This is a genomic window from Pseudoxanthomonas sp. OG2, assembly GCF_014192765.1.
In the GTDB taxonomy this organism is placed as follows: Bacteria; Pseudomonadota; Gammaproteobacteria; order Xanthomonadales; family Xanthomonadaceae; genus Pseudoxanthomonas_A; species Pseudoxanthomonas_A beigongshangi.
Genome location: NZ_JACHYM010000001.1, coordinates 511,375 through 537,579, shown reverse-complemented (window position 1 = coordinate 537,579; position 26,205 = coordinate 511,375). Strand labels below are relative to the sequence as shown.

Genomic DNA, 26,205 nt, shown 5'->3' with positions numbered 1-26,205 from the left:
CAGGCGAAAACCCGACAGGAACATGCCGATGGCCAACGATGCGCTCGACCTTCCGATCAAGCTGTTCCGCAACGCCGCGGCCTGGGAAAAATGGCTCGCCGCGAATACGGGTACTCCGGGCTTGTGGCTGAGGATCGCCAAGAAGGACGCGGGCGTGGTTTCCGTGAGCTATGCCGAAGCCCTGGAGGTGGCGCTGTGCCATGGCTGGATCGACGGTCAGCGCCGCACGTTCGACGAACAGAGTTTCCTGCAACGATTCACCCCGCGACGCCCGCGCAGCCTGTGGTCGAAAATCAACGTCGGCAAGGCCGAGGCACTGATCGCCTCGGGCCGGATGCGCGAGGGCGGCCTGCGTGAAATCGAACTGGCACGCGCCGACGGACGCTGGGCTGCGGCCTACGCAAGCGCGGCGGTGATGGAGGTGCCGGCGGAACTGGCGGCGGCGCTGGCGAAGGCACCGAAGGCCGCGAGCTTCTTCGAAACCCTGGACCGCACCAACCGCTACGCGGTCTGCTGGCGCGTGCACACGGCGAAGAAGGCGGAAACCCGGGCGGCCCGCATCGAAAAACTGGTCGCGATGCTGGCGCGCGGCGAGAAAATCCACGCGAAATAGCGGCGCAAATGAAAAACGCCCCGGCGGGGCGTTTTCGGTTCCCGGCTGGCTGGCGAATGCTGGCTGGCGGGACGTGCTGGCGAGCGCGGGCTGGCTGGCAACGGCGCGCAGTCTAGCCGTTGTCGCTGCCGGATGATGAAATGCGAATCGCTCGCAACAAGCGTCAGTGCGGCAGTTCGATGGCGTCGAACGCGGTGACGCGCGGATGGCCGTTGGCGGCGCCGTCAAGCCGGGGCTGCGGATAGTCCTGCGGACGATCGATCAACTGGGTGCGCATGCCGGCTTCGCGGGCCGCGTCCAGTTCCTCGACCACGTCGGACAGGAACAGGATCTCGCCGGCCGGCGCGCCAATCCGCTCGGCGATGCGGCGATAGCTGTCCGCCTCGCGCTTGCCGCCGATTTCGGTGTCGAACCAGCCCGAAATCATCGGGGTCAGGTCGCCCGCGTCGCTGTGGCCGAAAAACAGCTTCTGCGCCGGCACCGAGCCGGAGGAATACACGTACAGCGGATAGCCCTGCTCGTACCACCGGGCGAGCGCCGGCGCCGCATCCGGGTAGATGTGCGCGGTGAAGTCGGCGTCGCGGTAGCCCGCGTCCCAGATCATGCCCTGCAGCGCCTTCAGCGCGGTGTGCTTGCGATCCTGATCGATCCAGCCCTGCAGGGTCTCCACGATGACATCGTCACTGCAGATCGCGCCATGTTCGGTGGCGACCGCATCCAGCCAGCGGCGCACCTCCGGTTCCTGTCCGTGTTCGCGGACGAAGCCGGGCAGGGCGCGGCGGGCGTAGGGAAACAGCACGTCCTTGACGAAGGAGATGCTGCTGGTGGTGCCTTCGATATCGGTGAGGATGGCGCGGAGCATGGGGCGGGTGGATTTCGGGAATGGGGAATGAGTTGGGAACGGCGGCGCCCGGCGGCGGGCACGCCACCGCGTCGCGGGAGGCGGAACGGGCTTACTCGGGCCGGGTCGGGCCGTTGTAGCGCGGGAACTGCTGGGCGATGGTGGTGCCGGTGAAATGGCCGACCCAGCCGTCCGGTTCGGTGAAGAAACGGATCGCGACGAAATGCGGTTCCGGCCCCATGTCGAACCAGTGCAGGGTGCTGTCCGGCACGGCGATCAGATCGTCCTGGACGCACTCCACCTCGTAGACCTTGTCGTCCACATGCAGGGTGAACAGGCCCGAGCCGGCGACGAAGAAGCGCACTTCGTCTTCCTTGTGGTAATGCTCGTCGAGGAACTTGGCGCGCATTTCCTCGCGCTTGGGGTTGTCCGGCGCGATGCTGACCACGTCCACCGTCTTGAACCCGCGTTCGCTGACCAGCCGGTCGATGTCGGCGCGGTAGGCGTCCATCACGTCCTCCGGCGCGGCGCCCGGCTGGATCGCCTTGTTGGCTTTCCAGCGCTCGAAGGTCACGCCGACCTTCTGCAGCTCGGTGGCGATGAAATCAGGATCGTAGCTGGCGAACTCGGGGGTGACCGGGTCGCTTTCATGGAAGATGCGGAGGCGGCTCATGGCGATATGGCTCGACGCGTGGGGAATACAAGGGTAGCAGGCACCTGGTTCCGGTCCAGTTACCGCGCAGGCGCGCGGCGTGGCACGGGGTTATCAGTGTCTCAGCGCCGGCAACCCAGCTTGCGCAGCTCCAGTTCGCAGTGGAACAGGAACTCGAAGGCTTCCAGGTGGCGGCGAGCTTCGGCCATGTCGCGGCCCCAGGCGTACAGGCCGTGGCCGTCGATCAGGTAGCCCCACAGCGGCTGCCGGTCCAGCAACGCGTCGACCTGGGCGGCCAGGGTCGGCATGTCCTGGGTGTTGCTGAACACCGGCACCTGGATTTCGGTCTCGTGGGTGGTATTGCCGTGGAACGCCTTGAGCAGCTCGTAGCCTTCCAGCCGGATGTGGCCGGCGCCGGCGTACAGCCGCGAGGCGATGGTCTGCACCGGCGAATGGGTGTGCAGCACGCAGCCGATCTCGGGGAAGCGGCGATACAACTGGGTGTGCAGCAGGGTCTCGGCGGAGGGACGGTGGTCGCTGCCGACCGCCTTGCCGTCGAAGTCCACCACCATGATGTCGGCTTCCTCCAGCCGCCCCTTGTCGCGCCCGGACACGGTGATGGCGGCGTGGCGATCGTCCAGCCGGTGCGAGAAGTTGCTGCTGGTGGCCGGCGTCCAGCCGGCCTGCGACAGCTCGCGGATGTTGCTGATCAACAGCTTCGCCAGTTCGCTCAGGCGTCCGGCGTCATAGGGCAGGGGGGCGTTCATGGCGCCATTTTAGCGCCTGCCGCCCCGGCTGGGCGGGACGGCGCGAGGACGGGCCGCAGGCGCGGCCCGGTGGCGTGGTTCAGCGCCGCAGCTTGCTGTGGCGGTGACCGTACAGGAAGTAGATCGCGAAACCGACCGCCGTCCAGACCGCCATCAGGAACCAGTTGTGCGCGGTCATCGCCGACAGCAGCGCCAGGCAGCACAGGATGCCCAGGGTGCAGATCAGCCAGGCGGCCGGAATCCGGAACGGGCGCGGCAGGTCGGGCTGGGTCCGGCGCAGGATCAGCACGCCCAGGCAGACCGCGGCGAAGGCGATCAGCGTACCCATCGAGGTCAGCTCGCCCAGCACGTCCAGCGGGAACAGCGCCGCCAGCAGGGCGATGCCGATGCCGGTGATGACGGTGTTGATGTGCGGGGTGCGGTACTCGGGATGGATCTTGGTGAACACCGGCGGCAGCAGGCCGTCGCGGGCCATGATCATGAAGATGCGCGGCTGGCCGATGATCATCACCAGCACCACCGAGGACAGACCGACCAGCGCGCCGATTTCCACCACCACGCGCAGCCAGCCCAGTTGCGGATGCGCCGCCACCGCGGTGACTACCGGTTCGTCGGTGCCCAGCAGGGTATAGGGCACCAGTCCGGTCATGACCGCGGCCATCGCGATGTACAGCACCGTGCAGATGGCCAGCGACAGCAGCATGCCGACCGGCATGTCGCGTTGCGGACGATGCGACTCCTGCGCCGCCACCGAAACCGCCTCGAAGCCGATGTAGGCGAAGAACACCATCGAGGCGCCACGCAGCACGCCTTCCCAGCCGAACTTGCCGGGGCCTTCGTTGGCCGGGATGAAGGGCTGCCAGTTGGCCGGATCCACGTACTTCCAGCCGACCACGATGACCAGCACGATCAGGCCGCTCTTGAGCAGCACCATCGCCATGTTCATCGCCGAGGACTTGCGGATGCCGACGTAGCACAGCCAGGTCAGCAGCAGCACGATGGCGGCGGCGGGCAGGTTGGCGATGGCGCCGGTCGGTTGCAGCTTGGCGTCCAGCGGCGCGCTGACCAGCGCCGCGGGCAGGTGGATGTCGAAGTGTTCCAGCAGGCTGAGGAAATAGCCGGTCCAGCTGACCGCGACCGCCGAGGCCGAGACGCCGTATTCCAGTACCAGCATCCAGCCGATGAACCAGGCCGCCAGTTCGCCGAGGGTGGCGTAGGTGTAGGTGTAGGCGCTGCCGGACACCGGCACCATCGCCGCGAACTCGGCATAGGCCAGCGCGCAGAAGGTGCAGCAAATCGCCGCCAGCACGAAGCTCAGCATGATCGCCGGGCCGGCGTGGTTGGCCGCCGCCTGGCCGGTGATGACGAAGATGCCGCCGCCGATCACCGCGCCGATGCCCAGCGCGGTCAGGCCCCAGGGTCCGAGGGTGCGGCGCAGGCTCAGGCCTTCGGCGTCGCTATGGCTGGCATGGGGGTGCTTGGTGGCCCAGAGTTGTCCGAACATCAATCCACTTCCAATCGTCGTTCTTCATCAAGACGTATGGACGGGCGATATCCCGGCCACCGTCATGATGCATGCAATGAAAAAGGCCGGCGCCGTGCGCCGGCCCGTTCGGGCCCTCAGGCCTTCTGCCGCAGTTTGCTGTGGTGGTAGCCATAGCTGAAATAGATCAGCAGGCCGAACACGGTCCAGCCGACGAAGATCGGCCAGTGCTCCACGAAGGGCTGCCAGAACAGATACAGGCAGGCGAGCGCGCCCACGGGGCAGATGATGTTCGCCAGCGGCACGCGGAACGGGCGCGGCAGTTCGGGGCGGGTATAGCGTAGTACCAGCACGCCGATGCAGACGGTGGCAAAGGCCAGCAGGGTGCCCATCGACACCAGCTCGCCCAGCACGTTGAGCGGCATCAGGCCGGCCAGGATGGCGGCGAGCACGCCGACGATGATCGTGCCGACGTAGGGCGTGCGGAACTTGGGATGGACCTTGCCGAACAGCTTCGGCATCAGGCCGTCCTTGGACATGCTGTAGAAGATGCGCGGCTGCGCCATCAGCATCACCAGGATCACCGAGGACAGGCCGGCGATGGCGCCGATTTCCACCGCGGTCTTCAGCCACGACAGATCCGGGAACGCTTCCAGCGCGGTCGCCACCGGCTTGGGCGTGCCCAGCAGGCTGTAGTGGGTCATGCCGGTCAGCACCGCGCACACCACGATGTAGATGACCGTGCAGATCGCCAGCGAGCCGAGAATGCCGATCGGCATGTCGCGCTGCGGGTTCTTGGCCTCGCCGGCGGCGGTGGAGACCGCGTCGAAACCGATGTAGGCGAAGAACACGATCGCCGCGGCGCGGGTCACGCCCTCGAAGCCGAACTTGCCCGGGCCTTCGTTCGGCGGAATGAACGGGGTCCAGTTGGCCGGATCGATGTGCTGCAGGCCGAACCCGACGAACAGGCAGATGACGGTGACCTTGATCGCCACCACGATCGCATTGACGAACGCGGACTGGGTGATGCCGACGTAGCACAGGCCGCTGATGGCGGCGACGATCAGGATCGCCGGCAGGTTGAACAGGCTGCCGGTGGAAACGAAGTCGGTCCCGTTCCAGTCGATCGGCGCCTGGGTGAGCTGCATCGGGAAAGGCAGGTGCAACGTGGTGGTGATGAAGCTGACCAGGTAGCCCGACCAACCCACCGCGACGGTGGAGGAGGCGAACAGGTACTCCAGCACCAGGCACCAGCCGATGAACCAGGCGACGAATTCGCCCAGGGTGGCATAGGAGTAGGAATAGGCGCTGCCCGACACCGGCATCAGCGCGGCGAATTCGGCATAGCACAGGCCGGCCAGGGCGCAGGCGAAACCGGCCAGCACGAAGCTCAGCATGATGGCCGGACCGGCATGGTTGGCCGCCGCCTGGCCGGTGAGCACGAAGATGCCCGCGCCGATGACCGCACCGACGCCCAGCATGGTCAGGTGCTTCGCTGTCAGGGTCCGTTTGAGGGTGGCCTCGCCATCGAGGCTGCCTTCGAAGGGTTCACCGGCATCCACATGGCCGGCCGGTTCGACCGGCTTGACCCTGAACAAAGATTTGAGCATTCGCGACTTCCCCGGAGTTGGCGACCGGTCTTGGCCGGTGCCTGTCATTTGGCGGTCACGGGTGTGTGGGTCACCCGCACGGAAGCGCCGTACCTTGCCAAAGCGAGCCGGGGATCACAAGCGCGGATGCAGCACGGGGAGGGATAATGGCGGCGAGCATCATTCTCCGCATAACTGAACAGGGCAGGCGCGTGTTTGAATCACCGTTGATGGAACAATTGCAGGTCTATCGGGCGCGCTGGCCCGAGGAGGCCGCGGTCGTGGGGGACTTCCTCGAACTGCTGGCGGATTCGCGCAATCCGTTCCTTCGCGAACGCCTGGAGGGGCATTTCACCGGCGGCGCCTGGCTGGTCAGCGCCGACGGCCGGCGCACCCTGCTGACCCACCACCGCAAGCTGGCGCGCTGGCTGCAACTGGGCGGCCATGCCGACGGCGACACCGACATGGGCCAGGTCGCGCTGAAGGAAGCCGAGGAGGAATCCGGCTTGCCGGATCTGCGGCTGGACGACACCGCCATCTTCGATCTGGACCGGCACTGGATTCCGGAACGCAAGGATGTGCCGGGACACTGGCACTACGACGTCCGCTACGTGATTCGCGCCGGCGCGGACGAACGCTACGTGGTCAGCGAGGAATCGCTGGACCTGGCCTGGCGCGAGATCGCGCCGATCGCCGACGAGCCCGACGAATCGCTAAGCCGAATGGCCCGCAAGTGGCTCGCCGCCCAGGCGCAGGCCGGGGCCTGAGCAACCGTTGACGATTGAACCGCGCGTCGCGGCCTGGACGCGCGGCCGATGGTTTTGCCGGCAGACATCGGTGGCGGAAGGCCCCGCGCTCAGCTGCGCGCCACCACCTCGTCGATATGCCGCAGCAGATCGGCCGGATCTTCGTAGACACGGAACGCGCCCGAGCGCTCCAGTTCCTCCTGGCCGTAGCCACCGGACAGCAGGCCCACGCCAAGCGCGCGGGCGCGCTGGGCGGCCAGCATGTCCCAGATGCTGTCGCCGATCACCAGCGAGCGGGTGATGTCCACGCCCAGCCGATCGGCGGCGGCGATGAACAGATCCGGATCCGGTTTGGCATGGCGCACCAGATCGCGGGTGATCACCGGCACCTGCGCCGGATCCACCCCCAGTGCGTGCAGGTTGTGCGCGGCGGTCTCCATCCGGCCGCTGGTGGCGATGCCCCAGGGGATGCCCTGTTCGGTCAGGAATGCCAGCAGTTCGCGCGCCCCCGGCAGCGGCTGCACGGCACGCTGTTCCGACTGCCGCGAATACGCCTCGGCGTGCCAGCGGCGCAGGCGACCCAGCCGATCCTCGGTGATGTCCAGGCCGGTCTCGCGCAGCAGGATGTGGGTGAACAGGCCGCCGCTCATGCCGATCTTGCGATGAATCCGCCACACCGACAGATCCACGCCCTCGCGATCGAGGGCTTCCTTCCACGCCAGCACGTGCTGGTAGACGCTGTCCACCAGCGTGCCGTCGAGATCGAACAGGAATGCGGTATCCGCGCGGGCCATGGTCCATCTCCTTCAGGAACGATACGGGCGGCCAATGGCCGCTTCAAAACGGTGCGGGCGGCCAATGGCCGCCCGCGGGGTGAACTCAGTACAGGATGCGTGTCCGCAAGGTGCCGGGAATCGCCGACAGCGCGTCCTTCAACTCGGCGCTCTGCTCCTCGGTCGCGGTGACGTCGATCACCACGTAGCCGACCTTGGGATCGGTGCGCAGGAACTGGCCGTCGATGTTGACGTTGTGCTTGCTGAAGATTTCGTTGATCTGCGACAGCACTCCCGGCACATTGCGGTGGATGTGCAGGATCCGGCGACTGCCGTCGTGGCCGGGCAACGTGACCTCGGGGAAGTTGACCGCCGACAGGGTCGATCCGTTGTCGCTGTAGCGCACCAGCTTGGCCGCCACTTCCACGCCGATATTGTCCTGCGCTTCCAGCGTGCTGCCGCCGACGTGCGGGGTCAGGATCACGTTGTCGATACCGCGCAGCGGCGATTCAAAGGCCTCCGCATTGCCCTTGGGTTCGACCGGGAAGACGTCCACCGCCGCGCCGCCGACCGCGCCGGACTTCAATGCCGCGGTCAGCGCATCGATGTCGACCACGGTGCCGCGCGAGGCGTTGATCAGGTGCGCGCCGTGTTTCATCTTCGCGATCTGCGTGGCGCCGAACATGCCCTGGGTCGCGGCGGTCTCCGGCACGTGCAGGGTCACCACGTCGCTGCGCGCAAGCAGATCGTCCAGGCTGGTGGCAGAGCGCGCGTTGCCCAGCGAGAGCTTGGTTTCGATGTCGTGGAAGATCACGTTCATGCCGATCGCCTCGGCCAGCACGCCGACCTGGGTGCCGATATGGCCATAGCCGATGATGCCGAGCGTCTTGCCGCGCGCCTCGTGGCTGCCGGCGGCCGACTTGGACCAGCCGCCGCGATGGCATTCGGCGTTCTTCTGCGGGATGCCGCGCATCAGCATGATCGCCTGCGCGATCACCAGCTCGGCCACGCTGCGGGTATTGGAATAGGGCGCGTTGAACACCGGGATGCCGGCCAGCTCGGCCGCTTCCAGATCCACCTGGTTGGTGCCGATGCAGAAGCAGCCCACCGCGATCAACCGGCGCGCATGCGACAGCACGTCCCCGGTCAGGTGGGTGCGCGAACGGATGCCGATGATGTGGGCCTCGGCGATGCGCCGCTTGAGCTCGTCCTCCGGCAGCGACTTGTCGTGGAAATCGATCTGCGTGTATCCGGCGGCGCGGAAGGTTTCCACGGCGGTCTGGCTCACTCCCTCCAGCAACAGCACGCGGATGTCCTGCTTCGGATAGGAGGTCTTCTTGGTCGACATTGCGGCGGGCGCGAGGTGGCGGGGAAGGGCTTTCCACTATGCCAGAAGCGGCGCGCCTTTGCTGCATCGCCACATGCCCCGGAAAGCCGGTTCCCAAATGGTTTCGGCTGCAACCGGCGCGCCGTCTGGACGCGCCGCAGCATCGCTGGCACGCTGGCGTTCCCCCGATGCCGTCCGTCCGTACGAATCAATGACCGATCCGCGTTTGCAGGCGCTGCAGCAGGCCGTGCCCGAGTTGCGCCTGACCACCGAAGCCGCCGAGCTGGAACATTACGGCCGCGACTGGACCCGCCGCTGGACGCCGGCGCCGCTGGCGATCGCGCTGCCGGCCACAGTGGAGGAAGTGCAGGCCATCGTGCGCTGGGCCAACGAAAACGGCGTGGCGGTGGTGCCGTCCGGCGGCCGCACCGGCCTGTCCGGCGGCGCGGTGGCGGCCAACGGCGAACTGGTGCTCAGCCTGGAGCGGATGAACAAGGTGCTGGCCTTCGACGCGGTCGATCGGACCCTGACGGTGCAGCCGGGCATGGCGCTGGAGGCGGTGCATAACGTTGCCCGCGAACACGGACTGGTCTACCCGGTCGATTTCGCCGCGCGCGGTTCCTGTTCGATCGGCGGCAACATCGCCACCAACGCCGGCGGCATCCGGGTCATCCGTTACGGCAACACCCGCGAATGGATCGCCGGCCTCAAGCTGGTGACCGGCACCGGCGAATTGCTGGATCTCAATCGCGGGCTGATCAAGAACTCCAGCGGCTACGACCTGCGCCAGCTCGTCATCGGCTCGGAGGGCACCCTGGGCGTCGTGGTCGAGGCCACCCTGCGGCTGACCGACCCGCCGCCGCCGACCAACGTGATGCTGCTGGCGCTGCCCTCGTTCGAGGTGCTGATGCGGGTGTTCGCCGAGTTCCGCGCGCGCCTGCAACTGGAAGCCTTCGAGTTCTTCACCGATCGGGCGCTCGAGCACGTGCTGGCGCACGGCGCGCAACCGCCGTTCGCGGAAGTCCATCACTATTACGTGGTCACCGAATTCGCGATCGGCGACGAGGCGAAGGAAACGGCGGCGATGGTCGCGTTCGAGGCCTGCCTGGAGCAGGGCTGGGTCAGCGACGGCGTGATCAGCCAGAGCGACGCCCAGGCCGCCCAGCTGTGGCGCCTGCGCGAGGGCATCACCGAGGCGCTGGCGCGCTACAAGCCGTACAAGAACGACGTGTCGGTGCGGATTTCGGCGATGCCGGCGTTCCTGGCCGAGACCCAGGCGCTGCTGGGCGATGCCTACCCGGATTTCGAGGTGGTCTGGTTCGGCCACATCGGCGACGGCAACCTGCACATCAACGTGCTCAAGCCCGATGGCCTGGACGATGCCGAATTCGTCCGCCAGTGCGAACACGTGACCAAGCTGCTGGCGGCCTCGCTGCGGCGGCACGGCGGCAGCATTTCCGCCGAGCATGGCATCGGCCTGGTCAAGAAGCCCTACCTGGACAGCACGCGCGGCGCCGCGGAAATCGCGGTGATGCGCGGGATCAAGCGGGTGCTGGATCCGAACGGGCTGATGAACCCGGGCAAGCTGTTCGACCCGGACTGACGGAACCTGCTTTTGTAGGAGCGACGTCAGTCGCGACCGTGCCGTCCGGGCCGGCACCCCAAGCCGGGGTCGGTCCACATGGACCTTGACCGGAACCTTCCCGCTTGAGTGCCGACCGCGCTTGCCTCGACCTTGCACGGTCGCGACTGACGTCGCTCCTACAAGGAGGGATTCAGGTGATTCGGGAGATTTGCGGTAGTCTTTGCCAACCCCTGATTCGAGTATCTTTCCGCGCATGAAACGCCTGCTTGTCGCCAGCGCGCTGCTGGTCCTTTCGATTCCCGCTTTCGCCGGCAGCTTCGCCGGTTCCTCCGCCGGCGCCTCCTCGGCCGGTTCCTCCGCCTCGTCGGGCAGTTCCTCCGGCGACGACAAGGTGGTGCTGCAGGCCCGTGACGACGCCGCCAGCTTCGTGGCCAGCGAAGGCCGCATCCGCGGCGCGCGCCTGGAAGCCGCGCTGCGGCACCTGCGCGAACGCGACACGAACGCGCGCGAGGCCAGCGACATGGCCCTGGCGCAGGCCATCCTGGCGCTGTGAACCCGGGCGGCCGGAACCCGCGCCGCGCCGGCGCGGGCTTCCGCGCCCTGGCCCTGCTGGCGGCGCTCGCCTGCGTCGCCGGGCACGCGCAGGCATCGCCGCGCCTGCGGCTGGATTCCGCCGGTCTCCAACCCGATGAAATCGCCGCCAGCGAACGACTGCTGGCCGAGGCGGTCGCGCGACTGACACCGGCGATGCGCGCGACGCTGGATCGCGACATTCGCGTGCAGTGGAGCCCGCGCCTGGACGCGCAGGTGCATGGCCGCGCCACCGGTGATCGCCTGTTGCTCAACCGGAACCTGCTGGCTGGGCTCATGGCCTCACCCGCAGTGGGCGAGGGCGACGGACGTCCGGCCCTGGCCGCGCTGCTGCACGAACTGGGACATTTCCTCGATCGCTCCGCGAGCGGCGCGATGTCGCGGGATCCGCGCCTGCTGGATCTGGCCGGCTGGCAGATCCGCGCAACGCCGGGCCTGACCCGGCTGATGGGGCGCCGGCGCGGCAACGATTTCCGCGAACGCAGCCCGGATCCTTACGAACTGCACAATCCCCGCGAATACGTCGCGGTGAACCTGGAGCATTTCCTGCTGGATGCCGACTACGCCTGCCGGCGACCGGCGCAGTACCGCTACTTCACGCAGCGCTGGGGGGCACCCGCGGTCGCGAGTGCGGCATGCGCGGATGGATTCGCCTACGTCGATGCGGGCGACGTGGGCGCGGGCGCGGATGCGGCGTCGGCGACCGGCGGACGGCTGGGCACGCTGGATCCGGAACGGATCTACCAGGTGGATTACCTGCTGGCCGAAGGCAACGACGCGATGATGAGCCGCTGGGGGCACAGCATGCTGCGGCTGGTGATCTGCGCGCCAGGGCGGCCGCTCGGCCCGGATTGCCGGCTGGACCTGGAACACCACCGGGTGCTGTCGTTCCGCGCCTTCGTGGGCGATCTGCAGATTTCCAGCTGGCGAGGGCTGACCGGCCGCTATCCCTCGCGCCTGTTCGTGCTGCCGCTGGATCAGGTGATCGACGAGTACACCAAGATCGAGCTGCGCGGCTTGCAATCCGTGCCGCTGCGGCTGGAGCGCTCGGAAATCGCGACGCTGGTCGAGCGTGCCGCGCAGCTTCACTGGAGCTATGACGGCCACTACTTCTTCCTCGGCAACAATTGCGCGGTGGAAACCTACAAGCTGCTGCGCGACGGCGCGCCCCGGCTCGGCGACGCGGATCTGGGCGGCATCACCCCGACCGGGCTGGCGCGGCGATTGCAACGCGCCGGCATCGCCGACGGGACGGTGCTGGCGGATCCGGCGCGGGCGCTGCGCGAGGGATACCGCTTCGATTCACTGCGCGAGCGTTTCCAGGGCCTGTTCGAGGTCGCCCGCGCGCGGACGGATCTGCCGCAACGCGGAGTCGAGGAGTGGCTGGCCACGTCCCCGCAGCAGCGGCGTCTGTGGCTGGAACGTGCCGATCTGAAGGCGGCCGCCGCGTTGCTGGTGCTCGAACAGGCGGCGCGACGGCAGCAGGAATCGCGGTTCCGCGAGGCGTTCAAGCGCCGCTACCTGCAATCAGGTGGTGATGAGCTGGGCGCGGCGGCCGGGACCTTGCGGACATTGCTGCGGGAAACCGCCTGGATGAGCCGCCCCGCGGATCTGCTCGAAGGCGCCGGCTATGGCTTGCCGCAGGCGGAAGAACGGACAGCGCTCCAGGCCGGCAGCGCGGCCCGGCGCGAACGCCTGCGCGATCTGGAGCGGCAGCTGGACCAGCAGGCCCGATCGCTGCTCAGTCCGGCCCAGGCCCGAGATCGCGAGGCCGTCGATGCCAACATCGCATGGCTGGGCGCGCACCTGCGCGAACTGCATCGCCAGGCCGGCGGACTGCAGCTGAACTGAGCTCAGGCGTTCTCGTCCAGCCAGCGGGTCATCAGCCGGCGCGGATGCGCGTCGTAGCCGCTGCGCTGGTAGATGCCGTGGGCGTGCTCGTTGTCGTCGCTGACTTCCAGCCGTACCGCGCGCAGGCCTTCGCGCCGGCACAGCGCTTCCACCTCGGCCAGGGCCAGCTTGCCCAGGCCGCCACCGCGCTGGGTGGGCAGGACGTACAACTCGTCCAGCAAGCCGTAGCGCCCGCCGAACTCCAGGCTGAAGCAGAAGCCGACCACGATGTAGCCAGCCAGCGTGCCGCCGCGTTCGATCAGCAGCAGGCGACCATTGGCGGGATCGCGCAGCAGGGCGTCGAGTGCATCGCGCAGCATCGCCTCGTCCCACGGAATGTCCTCGTCGGCGTAGAACTCGCGGACGATCGGAACCAGCGTGTCAATGTCTTCGGCGGTGGCGAGACGGAAGCGGGGCTCGGACATGACGCGTTCCAGGTTGAAGAATGAAAAACAAAAAGGGCGGGCCCTCGCGGACCCGCCCCGGAACCGCGGGCAGCGTCAGTCGGCGCGGCCGCCGAATTCGCCGGTGGTGGTGTTGACCAGGATGCGTTCGCCGTTGGTGATGTACTCGGGCACCATGATTTCGATGCCGGTGCTCAACTTGGCCGGCTTCGGACGCTTGGTGGCGGTGCCGCCCTTCAGTTCCGGCGGGGTTTCCACCACTTCCAGGGCCACGTGCTGCGGCAACTGCAGGGCCACGGGGAGTTCATCGATGACCTGCACGTAGCAACCGGCCAGGCCGTCGGTGATGTAGCCGGCGTCATCGCCCAGCACGTCCGCATCCAGCGTGTACGGCGTGTAGTCCTCGTCGTCGAGGAACACGAAGGCGTCGCCGTCCTTGTACGAGAACGTGGCTTGGCGGCGCAGCAGCTCCACTTCGGTCAGGTTGTCGTCGGCATCGAAGCTGGCGTCCAGCTTGTTGCCGCCCGGCACGCTGTACATGGTGAAGCGGAAGCGCACGTTGCCGCCACGCCCCTGCGGCGAGCTGCGGTCGATGTCGCGGATCTGGTACACGCCGCCGTTGTGCTCGACGACGTTTCCTTTCTTGATGTCGAATGCTTTCATGGGATTGGGAATTCGGGATTGGGGATTCGGGAAAAGCGGGATGGGTTTCGGTGGAGTGCTTCTGCGAATCTCCAATCCCGAATCCCCAATCCCGGCTTACTTGGGTGCCAGCCGGACGGCGCCGTCGAGGCGGATCGTCTCGCCGTTGAGATAGGTGTTGCCAAGGATGTAGGCGACCAGGTCGGCGAATTCGTCGGGCTTGCCCAGGCGCGAGGGGAACGGGATCGATGCGCTGAGCGATTGCTGCACGGCCTCGGGCATCCCATCGACCATCGGGGTCCAGAAGATGCCCGGAGCGATGGTCATCACCCGGATGCCGAAGCGCGACAGCTCGCGCGCCATCGGCAGGGTCATGCCGACCACGCCGCCCTTGGAGGCCGAGTAGGCGGCCTGGCCGATCTGGCCTTCGTACGCGGCCACGCTGGCGGTGTTGATGATCACGCCGCGTTCGCCGTCGGTGCCGCCCTCGTTGTGCTGCATCAGGTTGGCGGCGGCCTTGGCCACGTTGAAGCTGCCCACCAGGTTGACCAGCACCGTGGTCTGGAAGGTCGACAGCGGCATCGGCGCTTCCTTGCCCAGCACGCGACCGGCGCCGAGGATGCCGGCGCAGTTGACGGCGGCGTTCAGTCCGCCGAGGAATTCGCTGGCGGCGGCGATGTTCGCTGCCACGCCGGCCTCGTCGGTGACGTCGGTGCGGAAGTAGCGGGCATTGGCCTCGCCCAGCGCGGCGACCGCGGCCGCGCCCTTGTCGTCGTTGACGTCGAACAGCGCGACCTTGCCGCCCTGCGCGACCAGATGCTGGGCCACGGCGAAGCCGAGGCCGGAGACGCCGCCGGTGATGACGGCGCGGGTAGCGGACACTTGCATGCGGGAAACCTGGGACGGAAAGACCCGCATTTTACGCGAATGACCGGTCGCCCCGGCAGCGGTGCGCGCTCAGCCGTTGGAGGCGCGGTCCAACGGCACGTCCAGGCGGCGGGCGAACTCGTCCGGCGACAGGCCCGGGGCGAACAGGAAGCCCTGGCCGACCGGTACGCCCAGTTGCAGCAGGAACTGGCGCTGGGCCTCCGATTCCACGCCTTCGGCGACCAGTCCCAGGCCCAGGCTGCGGGCGATCGCGGAAACCGCCTGGCAGACCGCCACGTCGGAACGGTTGTTCGGCACGCCCTCGGTGAACAGCTGGCTGAGCTTGAGCCCGTGGATGGGCAGTCGGCGCAGGTAATTGAGCGCGCTGTAGCCTTCGCCGAAATCGTCGATGGTCAACACCACGCCCAACGCCTTGAGCCCGGCGAAGGTGCGCAGGGTGGACGGCGCGTCCTCGATCAGCACGCGTTCGGTGAACTCCAGCTCCAGCGCCGAACCCGGCAACTGGAACTCTTCGAGCAGGCGGCGCACCTTGTCGGCCAGATCCTCGCCGACGAACTGGCGATAGGAGACGTTGACCGCCACCCGCACGATGCCCAGGCCCTGATCGCGCCACTCCGCGACCTGGCGGCAGGCCTCGCGCAGCACCCAGCTGCCGATGTTGACGATGTCGCCGGTGGTTTCGGCATGACTGATGAACAGGTCCGGGCGCAGTTCGCCGAGCTGGTGGTTCTGCCAGCGGATGAGCGCCTCGGCGGCGACGATCCGGCCCTGGCGCAGATCCACCTGCGGCTGGTAGACCAGCCGGAATTCCTGGTTGTCCACCGCGCGCCGCAGCTGGGTCTCGATCTGCAGGCGATCCTGCTGGCGCTGCGCCAGTTCGGGCGAGAACACCTGCCAGCCGTTGCGGGCGCGGTGCTTGCTGTCGTACATCGCGATGTCGGCGTTCTGGATCAATTGCTGCGGGCGCAGGCCATCGTCGGGCGCACGCGCGATGCCGATGCTGGCGGTGATCGAAAATTCGTCCTGGTCGAAGCGGAAGGCCTCGGCGAACGCCCGCAGGATGGCGTCGGCGAGGCGCTCGGGCAGGGCACGGTCGCCGCCGGCATCGCAGACCACCAGGAACTCGTCGCCGCCGAAGCGCGCGATCATGCCGTGCTCGCCCACCGCGTCGCGGATGCGGTTGGCCGCCTGCACCAGCAGCTCGTCGCCGGCATTGTGGCCCAGCACGTCGTTGATCATCTTGAAGCGGTCGAGATCGATGTACAGCACCGAAGCCTGCGGATGGACGGGATCGGCCAGGCGCTCGGCGATTTCGGTCAGCACCGCGTCGCGGTTCATCAGGCCGGTGAGTGGATCGGTGCGGGCCTGGATGCGCAGGGTCTCTTCCGCCTGCTTGTCGGTGGAGATGTCCTGCAGAGTGCCGGTGATCCGCGAGTTGCCGGGGTCGCCGGGCTCGGCGTCGCCGATCACCCGGATCCAGAACGGCTGGCCGTCGTGGCGGCGTCCCTGCAGCTCGAGATCGAAACCGGCGCCACCGGTGGCGACCCGTTCCACCATGCAACGCAGGCGCCGCCGATCCGGCTCGCGCAGGCAGGCCAGCAGCGCATCGAGGGTATCGGGGGGCAGGGCGGCACCGAGGATGCGGATGGCTTCCTCGGTCAGGTACAGGCGGTCGCGGGCGATGTCCCATTCCCAGCCGCCGATGTGCGCCAGCGACTGCGCGCGATCGAACAGCGCGCTGTCGCGCTTGAGCTCGGTCACGTCGCTGAACAGCGAAGTCACCTGTGCCGGCCGGTTGCCGCCGGGCAGGAACTGCGGCACCGAGGTGACCGTCAACCAGATCATCTGCCGGCGCTGGCGGTGGTACATGCCCAGCAGCGCGCTCTCGACGACATGGCCGGTATCCAGCGCGCGCTGCGCCGGCAGTTCGTCGCGGCGCAACTCGCGACCATCCGCCCCGACGATGCGCCAGTGTTCGATGCCCAGCTCGTCGGCCGTGCGCTGATCCTCGCGGATGCCGAAGATGCGCATGGCCGCGCCGTTGCAGTACTGCAGGCCCAGATCGTGATCCTGCACCACGATGCCCTTGTCGATGGTTTCCATCAGTTCGCGGTAGCGCATCTCCGCTTCCCGCCGCGTACTGATGTCGCGTGCCACCGCGACGATGCTTTTGCGCCCGTCGAAATTGATGTTGGCCGAATGCACTTCGACCGGGAAGCGGCTACCGTCGCCGCGCATGTTGGTGACCTCGATGACATAGGTATCACCACGGTTGAGCGTCTCCCAGACCGGCATCAGGTGATCGCGCGGCAGATCCGGGTTGAGCACGTTGATGTTCTTGCCGACGATCTCCTCGCGCGGCCGGCGGTAGGCGCGCATGCCGGCGCGATTGAGATCCATCACCGTCCCGTCCTCGGCGATGATGCTGACCGGATCGGGCACGGCGTCGAAAAGATTGCGGTAGCGCTGGCGTTCGGCTTCCGCGCTGGCCAGCGCGGCAAGCAGGGTCTCGCGGGCGCGGGCGAGCAGGGCGCGGGTTCCCTCGTCGACCGCGGGATCGGCCATCGCGCGGGCGATGGCCTGCAAGGTGGCTTCGGTCTCCGGCGCGACGGGGACGGCCGCCGGGCTGGCGGCATCGTCCGGGGCCGACGCGCCGGCGACGTTCATGTGGCCGCCATCGCCTTGCCGGCCTTGCTGCCGGTCTCGCGGCCGAGCAGGGCGGCGAGCCAGCGGCCGGTTTCGCCCAGCCGGTCCAGGTCGACACCGGTGGCGATGCCCATGCCGTGCAGCATGTAGACCACGTCCTCGCTGGCGACGTTGCCGCTGGCACCCTTGGCGTAGGGACAGCCGCCGGTCCCCGAGACCGCGGCGTCGACCACCCGCACGCCTTCCTCCAGGCACGCCAGGATGTTGGCCAGCGCCTGGCCGTAGGTGTCGTGGAAATGCACCGCCAGCGACGATAGCGGCACCACGCTGGCGACCGCCTGCAGCATCGCGCGCGCCTTCAGCGGGGTGCCCACGCCGATGGTGTCGCCGAGCGAAATCTCGTAGCAGCCCAGTTCGTGCAGCCGGCTCGCGACCCTGACCACGTCGGCCACCGGCACATCGCCCTGATAGGGGCAACCGAGCACCGTGGACACGTAGCCGCGAACCCGCACTCCGTCGGTGGCGGCGCGCGCCAGCACCGGCCGGAAGCGCTCGATGGATTCGTCGATGCCGGCATTGATGTTCTTGCGGTTGAACGCTTCGGAAGCGGCGGTGAACACCGCGATTTCCTCCACGCCGACCGCGCGCGCGCGGTCGTAGCCGGTCTCGTTCGGCACCAGCACCGGATAGGCAACACCCGGTTCGCGATGGATCCCCGTGAACACTTCCGCCGCGTCGGCCAGTTGCGGCACCCAGCGTGGACTGACGAAGCTGGTGGCCTCGATGGTGCGCAGGCCGGTACGGGAGAGGCGATCAATGAGTTCGATCTTGTCGGCGGTGGCGATCACCGCCTTCTCGTTCTGCAGGCCGTCGCGCGGACCGACCTCGACGATGCGGACGAAGTCGGTCATGGCGCGGCCTCCATGCCGGCGCGGCGCAGGCGCGGATTGCGCGAGGCGGGATCGAAGCTGTCGAACAGCCCCGGATCCGCCGCCAGCGTCGCCCGCAGTGCGTCGGCCTCGCCTCCCAGCAGATACACCATCGTGTCGACCTCGCGAATGCCCGGGTCGCCCTGCTGGATGCGTTCGAGCGCGCGGCTGGCCCGCGGCATCGCCACTTCCAGCACGTCGTCGGCGATGCGGTATTTGAGTAGCAGCACGCTGGTGGCGGGCAACTTGCTGTTTCCCGCCGGCGCTTTCGGGTCGTTGAACAGATCGCGCATGTCGTCCTGGTCCAGCGCCAGGTAGCGCGTGCCGTCGAGTTCGAAACCCAGCGCGCGGAACCGGGTGCGCGGCGTCTTGCCGCTTTCGACCAGCGAGACCTGGCACTGCGCGTCGATCTCGGCGTAGTCGCCGGAGCCCAGCGGCATCTTTTCCGGATCCGCGCCGGGCAACGGCAGCCAGCGGCCGGCCAGGGCCGGGTCGCAGCCCAGTTCGGCGGGAGCGCGTTCGAACATCAGGCAGCCGGGCAGGGCCGGCAACGCGAGGGCCAGCAGGAACAACAGCGGCATGCGGCGGCGGCCCGTCATTCCAGGGTCACCAGGACGGCGTCGGCTTCGACGAAGTCGCCGGCGCTGGCGCGCAGCTCGCCCACCACGCCATCGCGCGGGGCCTTCAATGCCAGCTCCATCTTCATCGCTTCCATCACCAGCAGTTCCTGGCCCGTGGTCACCGTGTCGCCGGCCTTGGCGCGGACCACCACCACGCGGCCGGGCATCGGCGCGCGCACGCGGTGGTCTCCCCCGGCATCGGCGGTCGCGGTCCTGCGATAGGCGGGCACCTGTTCCAGCACGACCCGCTGCCGGCCGTCGTGGACGGTGATGCGCTCGCCTTCCCGCAGGACGCGGAAACGCCGTGCTTCATGATCCATACGCAAACCGAGCAGGTCGCCGGTCAACCGCGCGCCCTCGATGGCGTGGGTGCGGCCGTCGTGTTCGATGGCATAGCGGCCCTGGGTACCCTGTGCCTTCAGGGCGAAGGTCTGTCCCCGGTGGACGAAACTCAGCGGCCGCTGGCCGGCATGGCCCAGTCGCCAGCCGTCGGCGATGGCCCAGGGCGAACCCGGATCGGCGGACGCGCGCGCGGTATCGGCGGCAGCGGCCTCCTGCGCGAGCAGGGTGGCGGTGGCGGCGGCCAACAGGGCGGCCGGGTCGGGTTCGCCGGCGGCGAGGAACTCGTCCAGGTGCCGGTCCAGGTAGCCGGTATCGATGCGCCCCTCCAGCACCGCCGGGTGGCGCGCCAGCCGCTCCAGGAACGCGATGTTCGACTTCGGCCCGATCACGTCGCACTGTTCGAGCGCGTCGCGCAGGCGCGCCAGCGCGGCGGGGCGGTCGCGGTCGTGGACGATCAGCTTGGCAATCATCGGATCGTAGAAAATGGTGACCGTATCGCCTTCGGTCACGCCCGAATCGATGCGCACGTGCGGGTCCGTCGGCGGCAGCCGCAGGCGTTCCAGCCGGCCCGAACCGGGCAGGAACCCGGCTTCCGGATCCTCGGCGTACAGGCGCACCTCGATGGCGTGGCCCTGCTGCGGAATCGCGTCCTGCGCCAGCGGCAGCGGCTCGCCGGCCGCCACCCGCAACTGCCACTCCACCAGGTCCAGGCCGGTGGTCATCTCGGTGACCGGGTGCTCGACCTGCAGGCGGGTGTTGATCTCCATGAAGAAGAATTCGCCGTCGGGTGCGACGATGAATTCGACCGTGCCGGCATTGACGTAGTCGATCGCCTGCGCGGCGAGGATGGCGGCCTGGCCCATCGCCGCGCGTTGCGCCGGGGTCAGGAACGGCGAGGGCGCTTCCTCCAGCACCTTCTGGTAGCGCCGCTGCGCCGAACACTCTCGCTCGTTGAGATGCAGGGTATGGCCGTGGCGATCGGCGAACACCTGGATCTCGATGTGGCGCGGCGTGGACACGTAGCGTTCCAGCAGCACGCGGTCGCGGCCGAAGGCGTTGGCCGCCTCGCGCTGGCAGCTTTCCAACTGGGCGATGAAGTCGTCCAGCCGGTGCACGATCCGCATGCCCTTGCCGCCACCGCCGTGGGCGGCCTTGATCATCAGCGGGAAGCCGATCCGTGCGGCCTCGCGCGACAGCGTGTTGGGCGATTGATCCTCGCCGGTGTAGCCCGGCACCACCGGCACGCCGGCGGCGGCCATCAACTCCTTGGCTCCGGCCTTGCTGCCCATCTTGCGCATCGACGCCGCGCCCGGGCCGATGAAGACCAGACCCGCCGCTTCCACCGCCTCGGCGAAGTCGGCGTTCTCCGACAGGAAGCCATAGCCGGGATGGATGGCCTGCGCGCCGCTGCGGCGCGCGACTTCCAGAATGGCGTCGCCGCGCAGGTAGCTGTCGGCCGGCCGCGGTCCGCCGATCGGCCAGGCCTCGTCCGCCTGGCGCACGTGCTGTGCGTCGGCGTCGGCTTCCGAATACACCGCAACGGTGCGGATGCCGAGGCGACGGCAGGTGCGGATCACGCGGCAGGCGATTTCGCCGCGGTTGGCGATGAGGATCTTGTCGAACATGCGGGTCGGGATTTCCGTGTCGGTTCGGTAGGAAAGCGAGGCGAGGATCAGGCCGGCGCGTGGCAGACCGCTTCGACGTTGTTGCCGTCGGGATCGATCACGAACGCGGCGTAGTAATCGGGATGGTAGTGCGGGCGCAGGCCCGGGGCGCCGTTGTCGGTCGCGCCCGCAGCCAGGGCCGTGGCATGGAAGGCATCGACGGCGCCGCGGTCGGGGGCGACGAAGGCGACATGGGTGCCGGTGCCCGGACGCGCGCCGGTGCCGACCCAGAACGCCGGCTTGCGCGGCGGTCCGAATCCGCAGCCCTGGTAGCCACCCGGGCCGGTTTCGCGCTCGGTCACTTCCATGACCACCGCGTAGCCCAGCGGTGCGAGCACCCGTTCGTAGAAAGCGCGGCTGCGCGGATAGTCGGCGACGGCAAAACCAGCATGGTCAATCATGTCGGCACACCTTGGAGGGAAGAGGGCGGCGCGCTCCCCGCGCCAGTGGCGTCAGCGCGCGGGCACCCAGGCCGGCGCGCGTTTTTCCAGGAAGGCGGACAGGCCTTCCTGGCCTTCGGCCGACACCCGCAGGCGCGCGATCAGCGCGGCATTGTCGGCATCCAGGCAATCACGGTCCGCCTGCGCAGCGACCCGGGTGACCAGTTGCTTGGCGGTGGCGGCGGCCTGCGGTCCGGCCTTGAGCAGCAGATCGATCTGGCGTTGCACCGCCGCATCCAGCGCGTCGGCTTCGACCACCTGGTGCAGCAGGCCGATGTCCAGCGCCGTGGCGGCGTCGAAAATCTCGGCGGTCGCGAACCAGCGCCGGGCCTGGCGCGGCCCGATCGCGGCAATGACGTAGGGCGAAATCACCGCCGGCAACAGACCGAGTTTGCTCTCGGTCAGCCCGAACTTCGCCTCCGGCACGCCGATGGCGATATCGCAGCAGGCCACCAGGCCGACCCCACCACCGAACGCCGCGCCATGCACGCGTGCGAGAGTCGGACGCGGCAGTTCGTCCAGCGTGCGCATCAGTCGGGCCAGCGCCAGCGCGTCCTCGCGGTTCTCGGCTTCGCCGGCGGCGGCCATGCCGCGCATCCAGTTCAGATCGGCCCCGGCCGAGAACGAGGCGCCGGCACCTTCCAGCACCACCACCCGGACATTGGGGTTGGCTCCAGCCCCTTCCAGTTCACGGGTCAGCTGCGCGATCAGGCCGGCGTCGAACGCGTTGTGCAGTTCCGGGCGGTTCAGCCGCAGCCGCAACACGCCATCATCCAGATGGCTGGCCAGCGCCGGTGCGTGCGGCTCCGTCATGTCTGCTCCTCCCGAAAGCGGCAAATGATAGCCCCTGCGCCGATTTTGGCCTTCGTGCGCTGCGGCGATGCTACAATGAGAATAGTTCGCATTTGAGAGTTGCCGCGTGATGCTGACCGAATTGCCTCCCCGGACCCTGGCCATCGTCGAATCGGTCGACGACAGCCACCCCAACGACAACATCGCCCGCCGCCTGCGCGAGCTGGGTTTTGTCGACGGCGAGGAGGTGCAGATCGTCGCCAAGGGACCGCTGGGCGCCGAACCGCTGCTGGTGCAGGTGGGCTTCACCCGTTTCGCCCTGCGTCGCAGCGAGGCGGCGCGGATCCGGGTCCGTCCGGCGGGAGCGGCGGCATGAGCGCGCAGCCATTGCGGCTGGCCCTGGTCGGCAACCCGAACTGCGGCAAGACCGCACTGTTCAACCAGCTGACCGGCAGTCGCCAGAAGGTCGCCAACTACGCCGGCGTGACCGTCGAGCGCAAGGAAGGCCGCCTGCACACCGCCTCTGGACGCAGCTACGCGCTGCTGGATCTGCCCGGCGCCTACAGCCTGCATGCCGCCAGCCTGGACGAGGCGGTCACCCGTGATTTCTGCCGTGGCTTCCTGCCCGGCGAGGCGCCGCCGGACGTGCTGGTCTGCGTGGTCGATGCCACCAACCTGCGCCTGCACCTGCGTTTCGCGCTGGAAGTGCGCGAGCTCGACAAGCCGATGATCCTGGCGGTCAACATGATGGACGCCGCGCGTCGCCGCGGTATCCGCGTGGACCTGGAAGCGCTGTCGCGCGAACTCGGCGTGCCGGTGGTGGAGACGGTGGCGGTCAAGCACAACGGTGCTCGCGCGCTGGTCGAGCAGATCGAGCGCATGGCCGATGCGCCGCATCCGCCGAAGCACCGGCTGGGCGGCGACGCCGACCTGCACGCGGAAACGCGCCGTCTGCTGTCGATGGCGGTGGACATGCCGCAACGCACCGCCAGGGTGGACGACGCGCTGGATCGCTGGCTGCTGCACCCGGTGATCGGCTTCGTCGCACTGATCGTGGTGATGTTCCTGATCTTCCAGGCGGTGTACGCCTGGGCCACTCCGTTGATGGATCTGATCGAAGCGGGGACCGGCGCACTGGGTGAATGGGTGGGCGGCACACTGCCGGAAGGCCCGCTCAACAGCCTGCTGGTGGACGGCATCATCGCCGGCGTCGGTGGCGTGATCGTGTTCCTGCCGCAGATCCTGATCCTGTTCGCCTTCATCCTGGCGCTGGAGGAATCCGGCTACCTGCCGCGCGCGGCGTTCCTGCTGGATCGGATGATGGCCTCGGCCGGCCTGTCGGGGCGTTCCTTCATCCCGTTGCTGTCGAGCTTCGCCTGCGCCATTCCCGGCATCATGGCGACCCGTTCGATCCAGGATCCGCGCGATCGCCTGGCGACAATCCTGGTCGCACCGTTGATGACCTGCTCGGCGCGCCTGCCGGTGTATGCGCTGCTGATTGGCGCGTTCGTGCCGGAAAAGAAGATCGGCATGTTCAACCAGCAGGGCCTGGTCCTGTTCGGCCTGTACGTGGCGGGCATCCTCAGCGCGCTGCTGGTGGCCTGGGTCATGAAGAAGTGGCGCCGCGACAAGAGCGAGCATCCGCTGATGCTGGAGCTGCCTTCCTACCGCATTCCCCATCCACGCGATCTCGCGATCGGCCTGTGGGAGCGCGCCTGGATTTTCCTGCGCCGGGTCGGCGGCATCATCCTGGCGATGACAGTGCTGCTGTGGGTGTTGCTGAACTTCCCCGCGCCACCGGTCGACGCGGTGGGGCCGGCCATCGACTACAGCTTTGCCGGCCGCATCGGTCATGCGATGGCGGTGTTCTTCGCGCCGCTGGGCTTCAACTGGCAGATCTGCATCGCGCTGATTCCGGGCCTGGCGGCACGTGAAGTGGCGGTGGCGTCGCTGGCAACGGTCTACGCGCTGTCCGCGGCCGACGACGACGCAGCCGCGCAGGCGTTGTCGCCATTGATCAGCGATGGCTGGTCGCTGGCGACCGCGCTGTCGCTGCTGGTCTGGTACATCTATGCGCCCATGTGCCTGTCCACGCTGGCGACCATCAAGCGGGAGACCAACTCGTGGAAGCAGATGTCGTACGCGGCGTTCTACCTGTTCGCGATGGCCTATGTCGCCTCGCTGCTGACCTACCAGATCGCCAAGGCGCTGGGAGCGGGCTGACGTGGACGGCTCGCTGATCCTGCAATACGCGATCATCGGCCTGCTGGCGCTGGCCAGCGTGTGGGTGGTGCTGAAGAAGCAGTTTCCGGGCACGCTGCGCAAGGCGCGGGTGGCGTTGGCGCTGCCGTTGCTGCGCGAGGGTCGTCCAGGCTGGTTGCATGCGCTGGGGCGCTGGATCGCGCCGGAGCCGCGCGGTTCCGGTGGTGGCGACGGCTGCGGCGGCTGCAACAGTTGCGGGCCGTCGTCGAAGGTCTGACCGCCTAGAACACCCGCGCCAGCACCCAGCCGACGAAGAAGCCGTACGAGGCCAGCGTGGTCCAGCCATTGCCCGCGGCGGCGGACAATGGAATCCGCTGGCTGCGCGCGTAGAGTCCGTCAAACAAAGCAAGGCCCAGTGGGACCACGGCGAAGCCGACCGCCCCGGCCGACCACAGATCGGGAAGCGTGCCGGGCAACAAGGGCTGCATGGCGATGCCACCCAGCAGGAATCGCAAGGCATCGAAGCTGCGTCGCCAATGAATCAGGGCGGCGGGAACGACCAGTGGGTAGGCCAGCCAGTCCACTCCCGACAGCGCGGCCAGGACCAGGCCCGTCACTGCCAGCAACACCGGTATCAGCGTGCGTCGGCTCTCGTTGGCGGAACCGTTGTCGCCGAGGCTGATCGCGTGCAGCCACACCATCAGGCGCCAGCCGCCCTGGATTGCCAGGGCAACTCCACCGACCACCAGCGCGGTCGACAGGGCAGGGCGCGATTGCGCGAACACGACCGGTGCGAGCAGATAGCCCAGCAGCGCCAACAGGACGGCGCGTGCCAGCATCGGCAACCAGCGCCAGACGCCGAGATAGTCCTTGCGGGCAAGTTGCCGGAAGAACTGATCCTGGCCCGGATCAATGCCATCCGGCAGATCGCCGTAGTCCTCGCTCAGGCGTTGCGACAACCGGGCGATGCGCGCGGACATTCCCGGCACGCAGGCGATGGCCAGCGCCTGCGGCCATCGGAAAGGGCGCTTGAGCTGGCGGATCGCCAGCGGACGTGGCTCGTCGTAGCGGGAAGTCTGCTCGCGTTCGATCGCCCAGCGCACCGCCATCCGTTGCTCCAGCCAATAGTCCTGCTGGCCGAAGAAGGTCTCCAGCGCGGACAGGTTCGCGGGTGGAATCGTGACGCCGTCGTAACCCAGGCGCTGGAACAGCGCATCGCCGACCGACTGTTTCAGTTCCAACTGGTAAAGGTCGTCGTGTGCCGCCAGCCAGGCCGACAGTACGGCGGGAGGCGTATCGCGGGCCCGTTGCACGGTTTCCGCGAAAAAACCATCGAAGTCGAAGCGTCGCGTGGTCGCATCCGCAACCGCGGAGGCCGCTGCTGCGGCGGCGCTGGCGACCGGCGATGGCAGGTGCGGCGTGCGCCCGGAGATCAGCGCGTCCAGTTGTTCCGCGTCGAGCAGGACGGTGTGCGCCGTCGCGGGATCCGCCAGCAGTTCCGTTTCCCCGTGTCCATGTTCCCGTCCGGCCTGCGGCTGGTCGTCATCGCCGACCGTGGCTACGTCCGCCGCTTCGATGTCGTCTTCCTCTTCCTCCCAGGCGGCCGCCATCGCCCGCTGCCGGCAATGCTGGAGGGCTTGTTGGTAGGCCTCGTGCAGGCGCTGGAAACCTTCCGGATCATCATCCGGCCGGGTGACCTTCAGGCGTCGCGCGTAGGCGCGCTTGATCGCGCTTTCGTCCGCGTCGCGGGGGACACCCAGCAGATCGAACGGAGTCATC

25 protein-coding genes are annotated in these 26,205 nt (G+C 68.1%); 8 read left to right on the top strand and 17 right to left on the bottom strand.

The features are described from left to right. Positions 1-28 precede the first annotated feature (28 nt). Positions 29-613 (top strand): YdeI/OmpD-associated family protein, encoded by a 585-nt coding sequence (locus FHW78_RS02395; protein ID WP_203322729.1) that lies wholly within the window; start codon positions 29-31, stop codon positions 611-613. A 163-nt stretch (positions 614-776) separates the two neighbouring features. Here the strand turns inward: FHW78_RS02395 and mtnC are convergent, their stop codons facing one another. The 5 genes from mtnC to FHW78_RS02370 all read right to left on the bottom strand — a co-directional run bounded on the left by mtnC (position 777) and on the right by FHW78_RS02370 (position 5,966). Continuing rightward, the gene (mtnC, locus tag FHW78_RS02390; protein WP_183637209.1) at positions 777-1,475 is read right to left on the bottom strand and encodes an acireductone synthase; all 699 of its coding nucleotides are present in this window, start codon (positions 1,473-1,475) and stop codon (positions 777-779) included. Positions 1,476-1,566: 91 nt separating this feature from the next. Then, positions 1,567-2,127 (bottom strand): acireductone dioxygenase, encoded by a 561-nt coding sequence (locus tag FHW78_RS02385; protein ID WP_183637206.1) that lies wholly within the window; start codon positions 2,125-2,127, stop codon positions 1,567-1,569. Between the two features lie 101 nt (positions 2,128-2,228). Beyond that, complete coding sequence (locus tag FHW78_RS02380) at positions 2,229-2,873, bottom strand: methylthioribulose 1-phosphate dehydratase (RefSeq protein ID WP_141452472.1); 645 nt, start codon at positions 2,871-2,873, stop codon at positions 2,229-2,231. A gap of 79 nt (positions 2,874-2,952) precedes the next feature. Further along, a complete protein-coding gene (locus FHW78_RS02375) occupies positions 2,953-4,377 on the bottom strand; it encodes an amino acid permease (RefSeq protein ID WP_183637202.1) in 1,425 nt (474 codons plus the stop codon). A gap of 116 nt (positions 4,378-4,493) precedes the next feature. Beyond that, positions 4,494-5,966, bottom strand: a complete 1,473-nt coding sequence (locus tag FHW78_RS02370; protein ID WP_183637199.1) for an amino acid permease — start codon at positions 5,964-5,966, stop codon at positions 4,494-4,496. Positions 5,967-6,112: 146 nt separating this feature from the next. Between FHW78_RS02370 and FHW78_RS02365 the strand changes: the two genes are divergently transcribed. Then, entirely contained in the window at positions 6,113-6,712 is a 600-nt protein-coding gene (locus tag FHW78_RS02365; RefSeq protein ID WP_183637196.1) for an NUDIX hydrolase, read from the top strand. An 89-nt stretch (positions 6,713-6,801) separates the two neighbouring features. Here the strand turns inward: FHW78_RS02365 and FHW78_RS02360 are convergent, their stop codons facing one another. Both FHW78_RS02360 and serA read right to left on the bottom strand, forming a co-directional pair. Then, positions 6,802-7,485: an HAD family hydrolase gene (locus FHW78_RS02360; protein ID WP_183637193.1), complete on the bottom strand. Its 684-nt coding sequence runs from the start codon at positions 7,483-7,485 to the stop codon at positions 6,802-6,804. An 85-nt stretch (positions 7,486-7,570) separates the two neighbouring features. Then, positions 7,571-8,812 (bottom strand): phosphoglycerate dehydrogenase, encoded by a 1,242-nt coding sequence (serA, locus tag FHW78_RS02355; protein ID WP_183637189.1) that lies wholly within the window; start codon positions 8,810-8,812, stop codon positions 7,571-7,573. Between the two features lie 190 nt (positions 8,813-9,002). Between serA and FHW78_RS02350 the strand changes: the two genes are divergently transcribed. From FHW78_RS02350 to FHW78_RS02340, 3 genes are all read left to right on the top strand, one after another. Continuing rightward, positions 9,003-10,394 (top strand): FAD-binding oxidoreductase, encoded by a 1,392-nt coding sequence (locus FHW78_RS02350; RefSeq protein ID WP_183637186.1) that lies wholly within the window; start codon positions 9,003-9,005, stop codon positions 10,392-10,394. 235 nt (positions 10,395-10,629) lie between these two features. Then, positions 10,630-10,929: a DUF2388 domain-containing protein gene (locus tag FHW78_RS02345; protein ID WP_183637183.1), complete on the top strand. Its 300-nt coding sequence runs from the start codon at positions 10,630-10,632 to the stop codon at positions 10,927-10,929. Between the two features lie 194 nt (positions 10,930-11,123). After that, positions 11,124-12,818 (top strand): DUF4105 domain-containing protein, encoded by a 1,695-nt coding sequence (locus tag FHW78_RS02340; protein WP_255443233.1) that lies wholly within the window; start codon positions 11,124-11,126, stop codon positions 12,816-12,818. A gap of 2 nt (positions 12,819-12,820) precedes the next feature. Here FHW78_RS02340 and FHW78_RS02335 read toward each other — a convergent pair whose 3' ends face one another. From FHW78_RS02335 to FHW78_RS02295, 9 genes are all read right to left on the bottom strand, one after another. Further along, complete coding sequence (locus FHW78_RS02335; RefSeq protein ID WP_183637180.1) at positions 12,821-13,282, bottom strand: GNAT family N-acetyltransferase; 462 nt, start codon at positions 13,280-13,282, stop codon at positions 12,821-12,823. A gap of 75 nt (positions 13,283-13,357) precedes the next feature. After that, positions 13,358-13,924 (bottom strand): elongation factor P-like protein YeiP, encoded by a 567-nt coding sequence (yeiP, locus tag FHW78_RS02330; protein WP_183637177.1) that lies wholly within the window; start codon positions 13,922-13,924, stop codon positions 13,358-13,360. Positions 13,925-14,020: 96 nt separating this feature from the next. Further along, positions 14,021-14,791, bottom strand: coding sequence for an SDR family NAD(P)-dependent oxidoreductase (locus FHW78_RS02325; RefSeq protein ID WP_183637174.1), 771 nt, complete (start codon positions 14,789-14,791; stop codon positions 14,021-14,023). A gap of 69 nt (positions 14,792-14,860) precedes the next feature. Then, positions 14,861-17,458: an EAL domain-containing protein gene (locus FHW78_RS02320; protein ID WP_255443130.1), complete on the bottom strand. Its 2,598-nt coding sequence runs from the start codon at positions 17,456-17,458 to the stop codon at positions 14,861-14,863. Then, positions 17,455-18,348: a hydroxymethylglutaryl-CoA lyase gene (locus FHW78_RS02315; RefSeq protein WP_183637171.1), complete on the bottom strand. Its 894-nt coding sequence runs from the start codon at positions 18,346-18,348 to the stop codon at positions 17,455-17,457. Before FHW78_RS02315 ends, FHW78_RS02320 begins: the two co-directional genes overlap by 4 nt. Next, positions 18,345-18,965 (bottom strand): hypothetical protein, encoded by a 621-nt coding sequence (locus tag FHW78_RS02310; protein WP_183637169.1) that lies wholly within the window; start codon positions 18,963-18,965, stop codon positions 18,345-18,347. Before FHW78_RS02310 ends, FHW78_RS02315 begins: the two co-directional genes overlap by 4 nt. Next, the gene (locus tag FHW78_RS02305; RefSeq protein ID WP_183637167.1) at positions 18,962-20,953 is read right to left on the bottom strand and encodes an acetyl/propionyl/methylcrotonyl-CoA carboxylase subunit alpha; all 1,992 of its coding nucleotides are present in this window, start codon (positions 20,951-20,953) and stop codon (positions 18,962-18,964) included. Before FHW78_RS02305 ends, FHW78_RS02310 begins: the two co-directional genes overlap by 4 nt. A 47-nt stretch (positions 20,954-21,000) precedes the next feature. Further along, complete coding sequence (locus tag FHW78_RS02300; RefSeq protein ID WP_183637165.1) at positions 21,001-21,393, bottom strand: VOC family protein; 393 nt, start codon at positions 21,391-21,393, stop codon at positions 21,001-21,003. Between the two features lie 51 nt (positions 21,394-21,444). Further along, a complete protein-coding gene (locus FHW78_RS02295) occupies positions 21,445-22,245 on the bottom strand; it encodes an enoyl-CoA hydratase-related protein (RefSeq protein ID WP_183637164.1) in 801 nt (266 codons plus the stop codon). A 106-nt stretch (positions 22,246-22,351) separates the two neighbouring features. Here FHW78_RS02295 and FHW78_RS02290 point away from each other — a divergent pair, with 106 nt between their 5' ends. Genes FHW78_RS02290 through FHW78_RS02280 form a run of 3 tightly spaced genes read left to right on the top strand, consistent with a single transcriptional unit; the run spans position 22,352 to position 24,703 of the window. Beyond that, positions 22,352-22,600 (top strand): ferrous iron transport protein A, encoded by a 249-nt coding sequence (locus FHW78_RS02290; RefSeq protein ID WP_183637162.1) that lies wholly within the window; start codon positions 22,352-22,354, stop codon positions 22,598-22,600. Continuing rightward, positions 22,597-24,447 carry a ferrous iron transport protein B gene (feoB, locus tag FHW78_RS02285; RefSeq protein WP_183637159.1) on the top strand — a complete coding sequence of 617 codons (1,851 nt, stop codon included), beginning with the start codon at positions 22,597-22,599 and terminating at the stop codon, positions 24,445-24,447. The genes FHW78_RS02290 and feoB overlap by 4 nt, the downstream gene beginning before the upstream one ends. 1 nt (position 24,448) lies before the next feature. Then, positions 24,449-24,703, top strand: a complete 255-nt coding sequence (locus FHW78_RS02280; protein ID WP_183637156.1) for a DUF6587 family protein — start codon at positions 24,449-24,451, stop codon at positions 24,701-24,703. A gap of 4 nt (positions 24,704-24,707) precedes the next feature. Here FHW78_RS02280 and FHW78_RS02275 read toward each other — a convergent pair whose 3' ends face one another. After that, positions 24,708-26,204: a J domain-containing protein gene (locus tag FHW78_RS02275; protein WP_183637152.1), complete on the bottom strand. Its 1,497-nt coding sequence runs from the start codon at positions 26,202-26,204 to the stop codon at positions 24,708-24,710. Position 26,205: the final 1 nt, after the last annotated feature.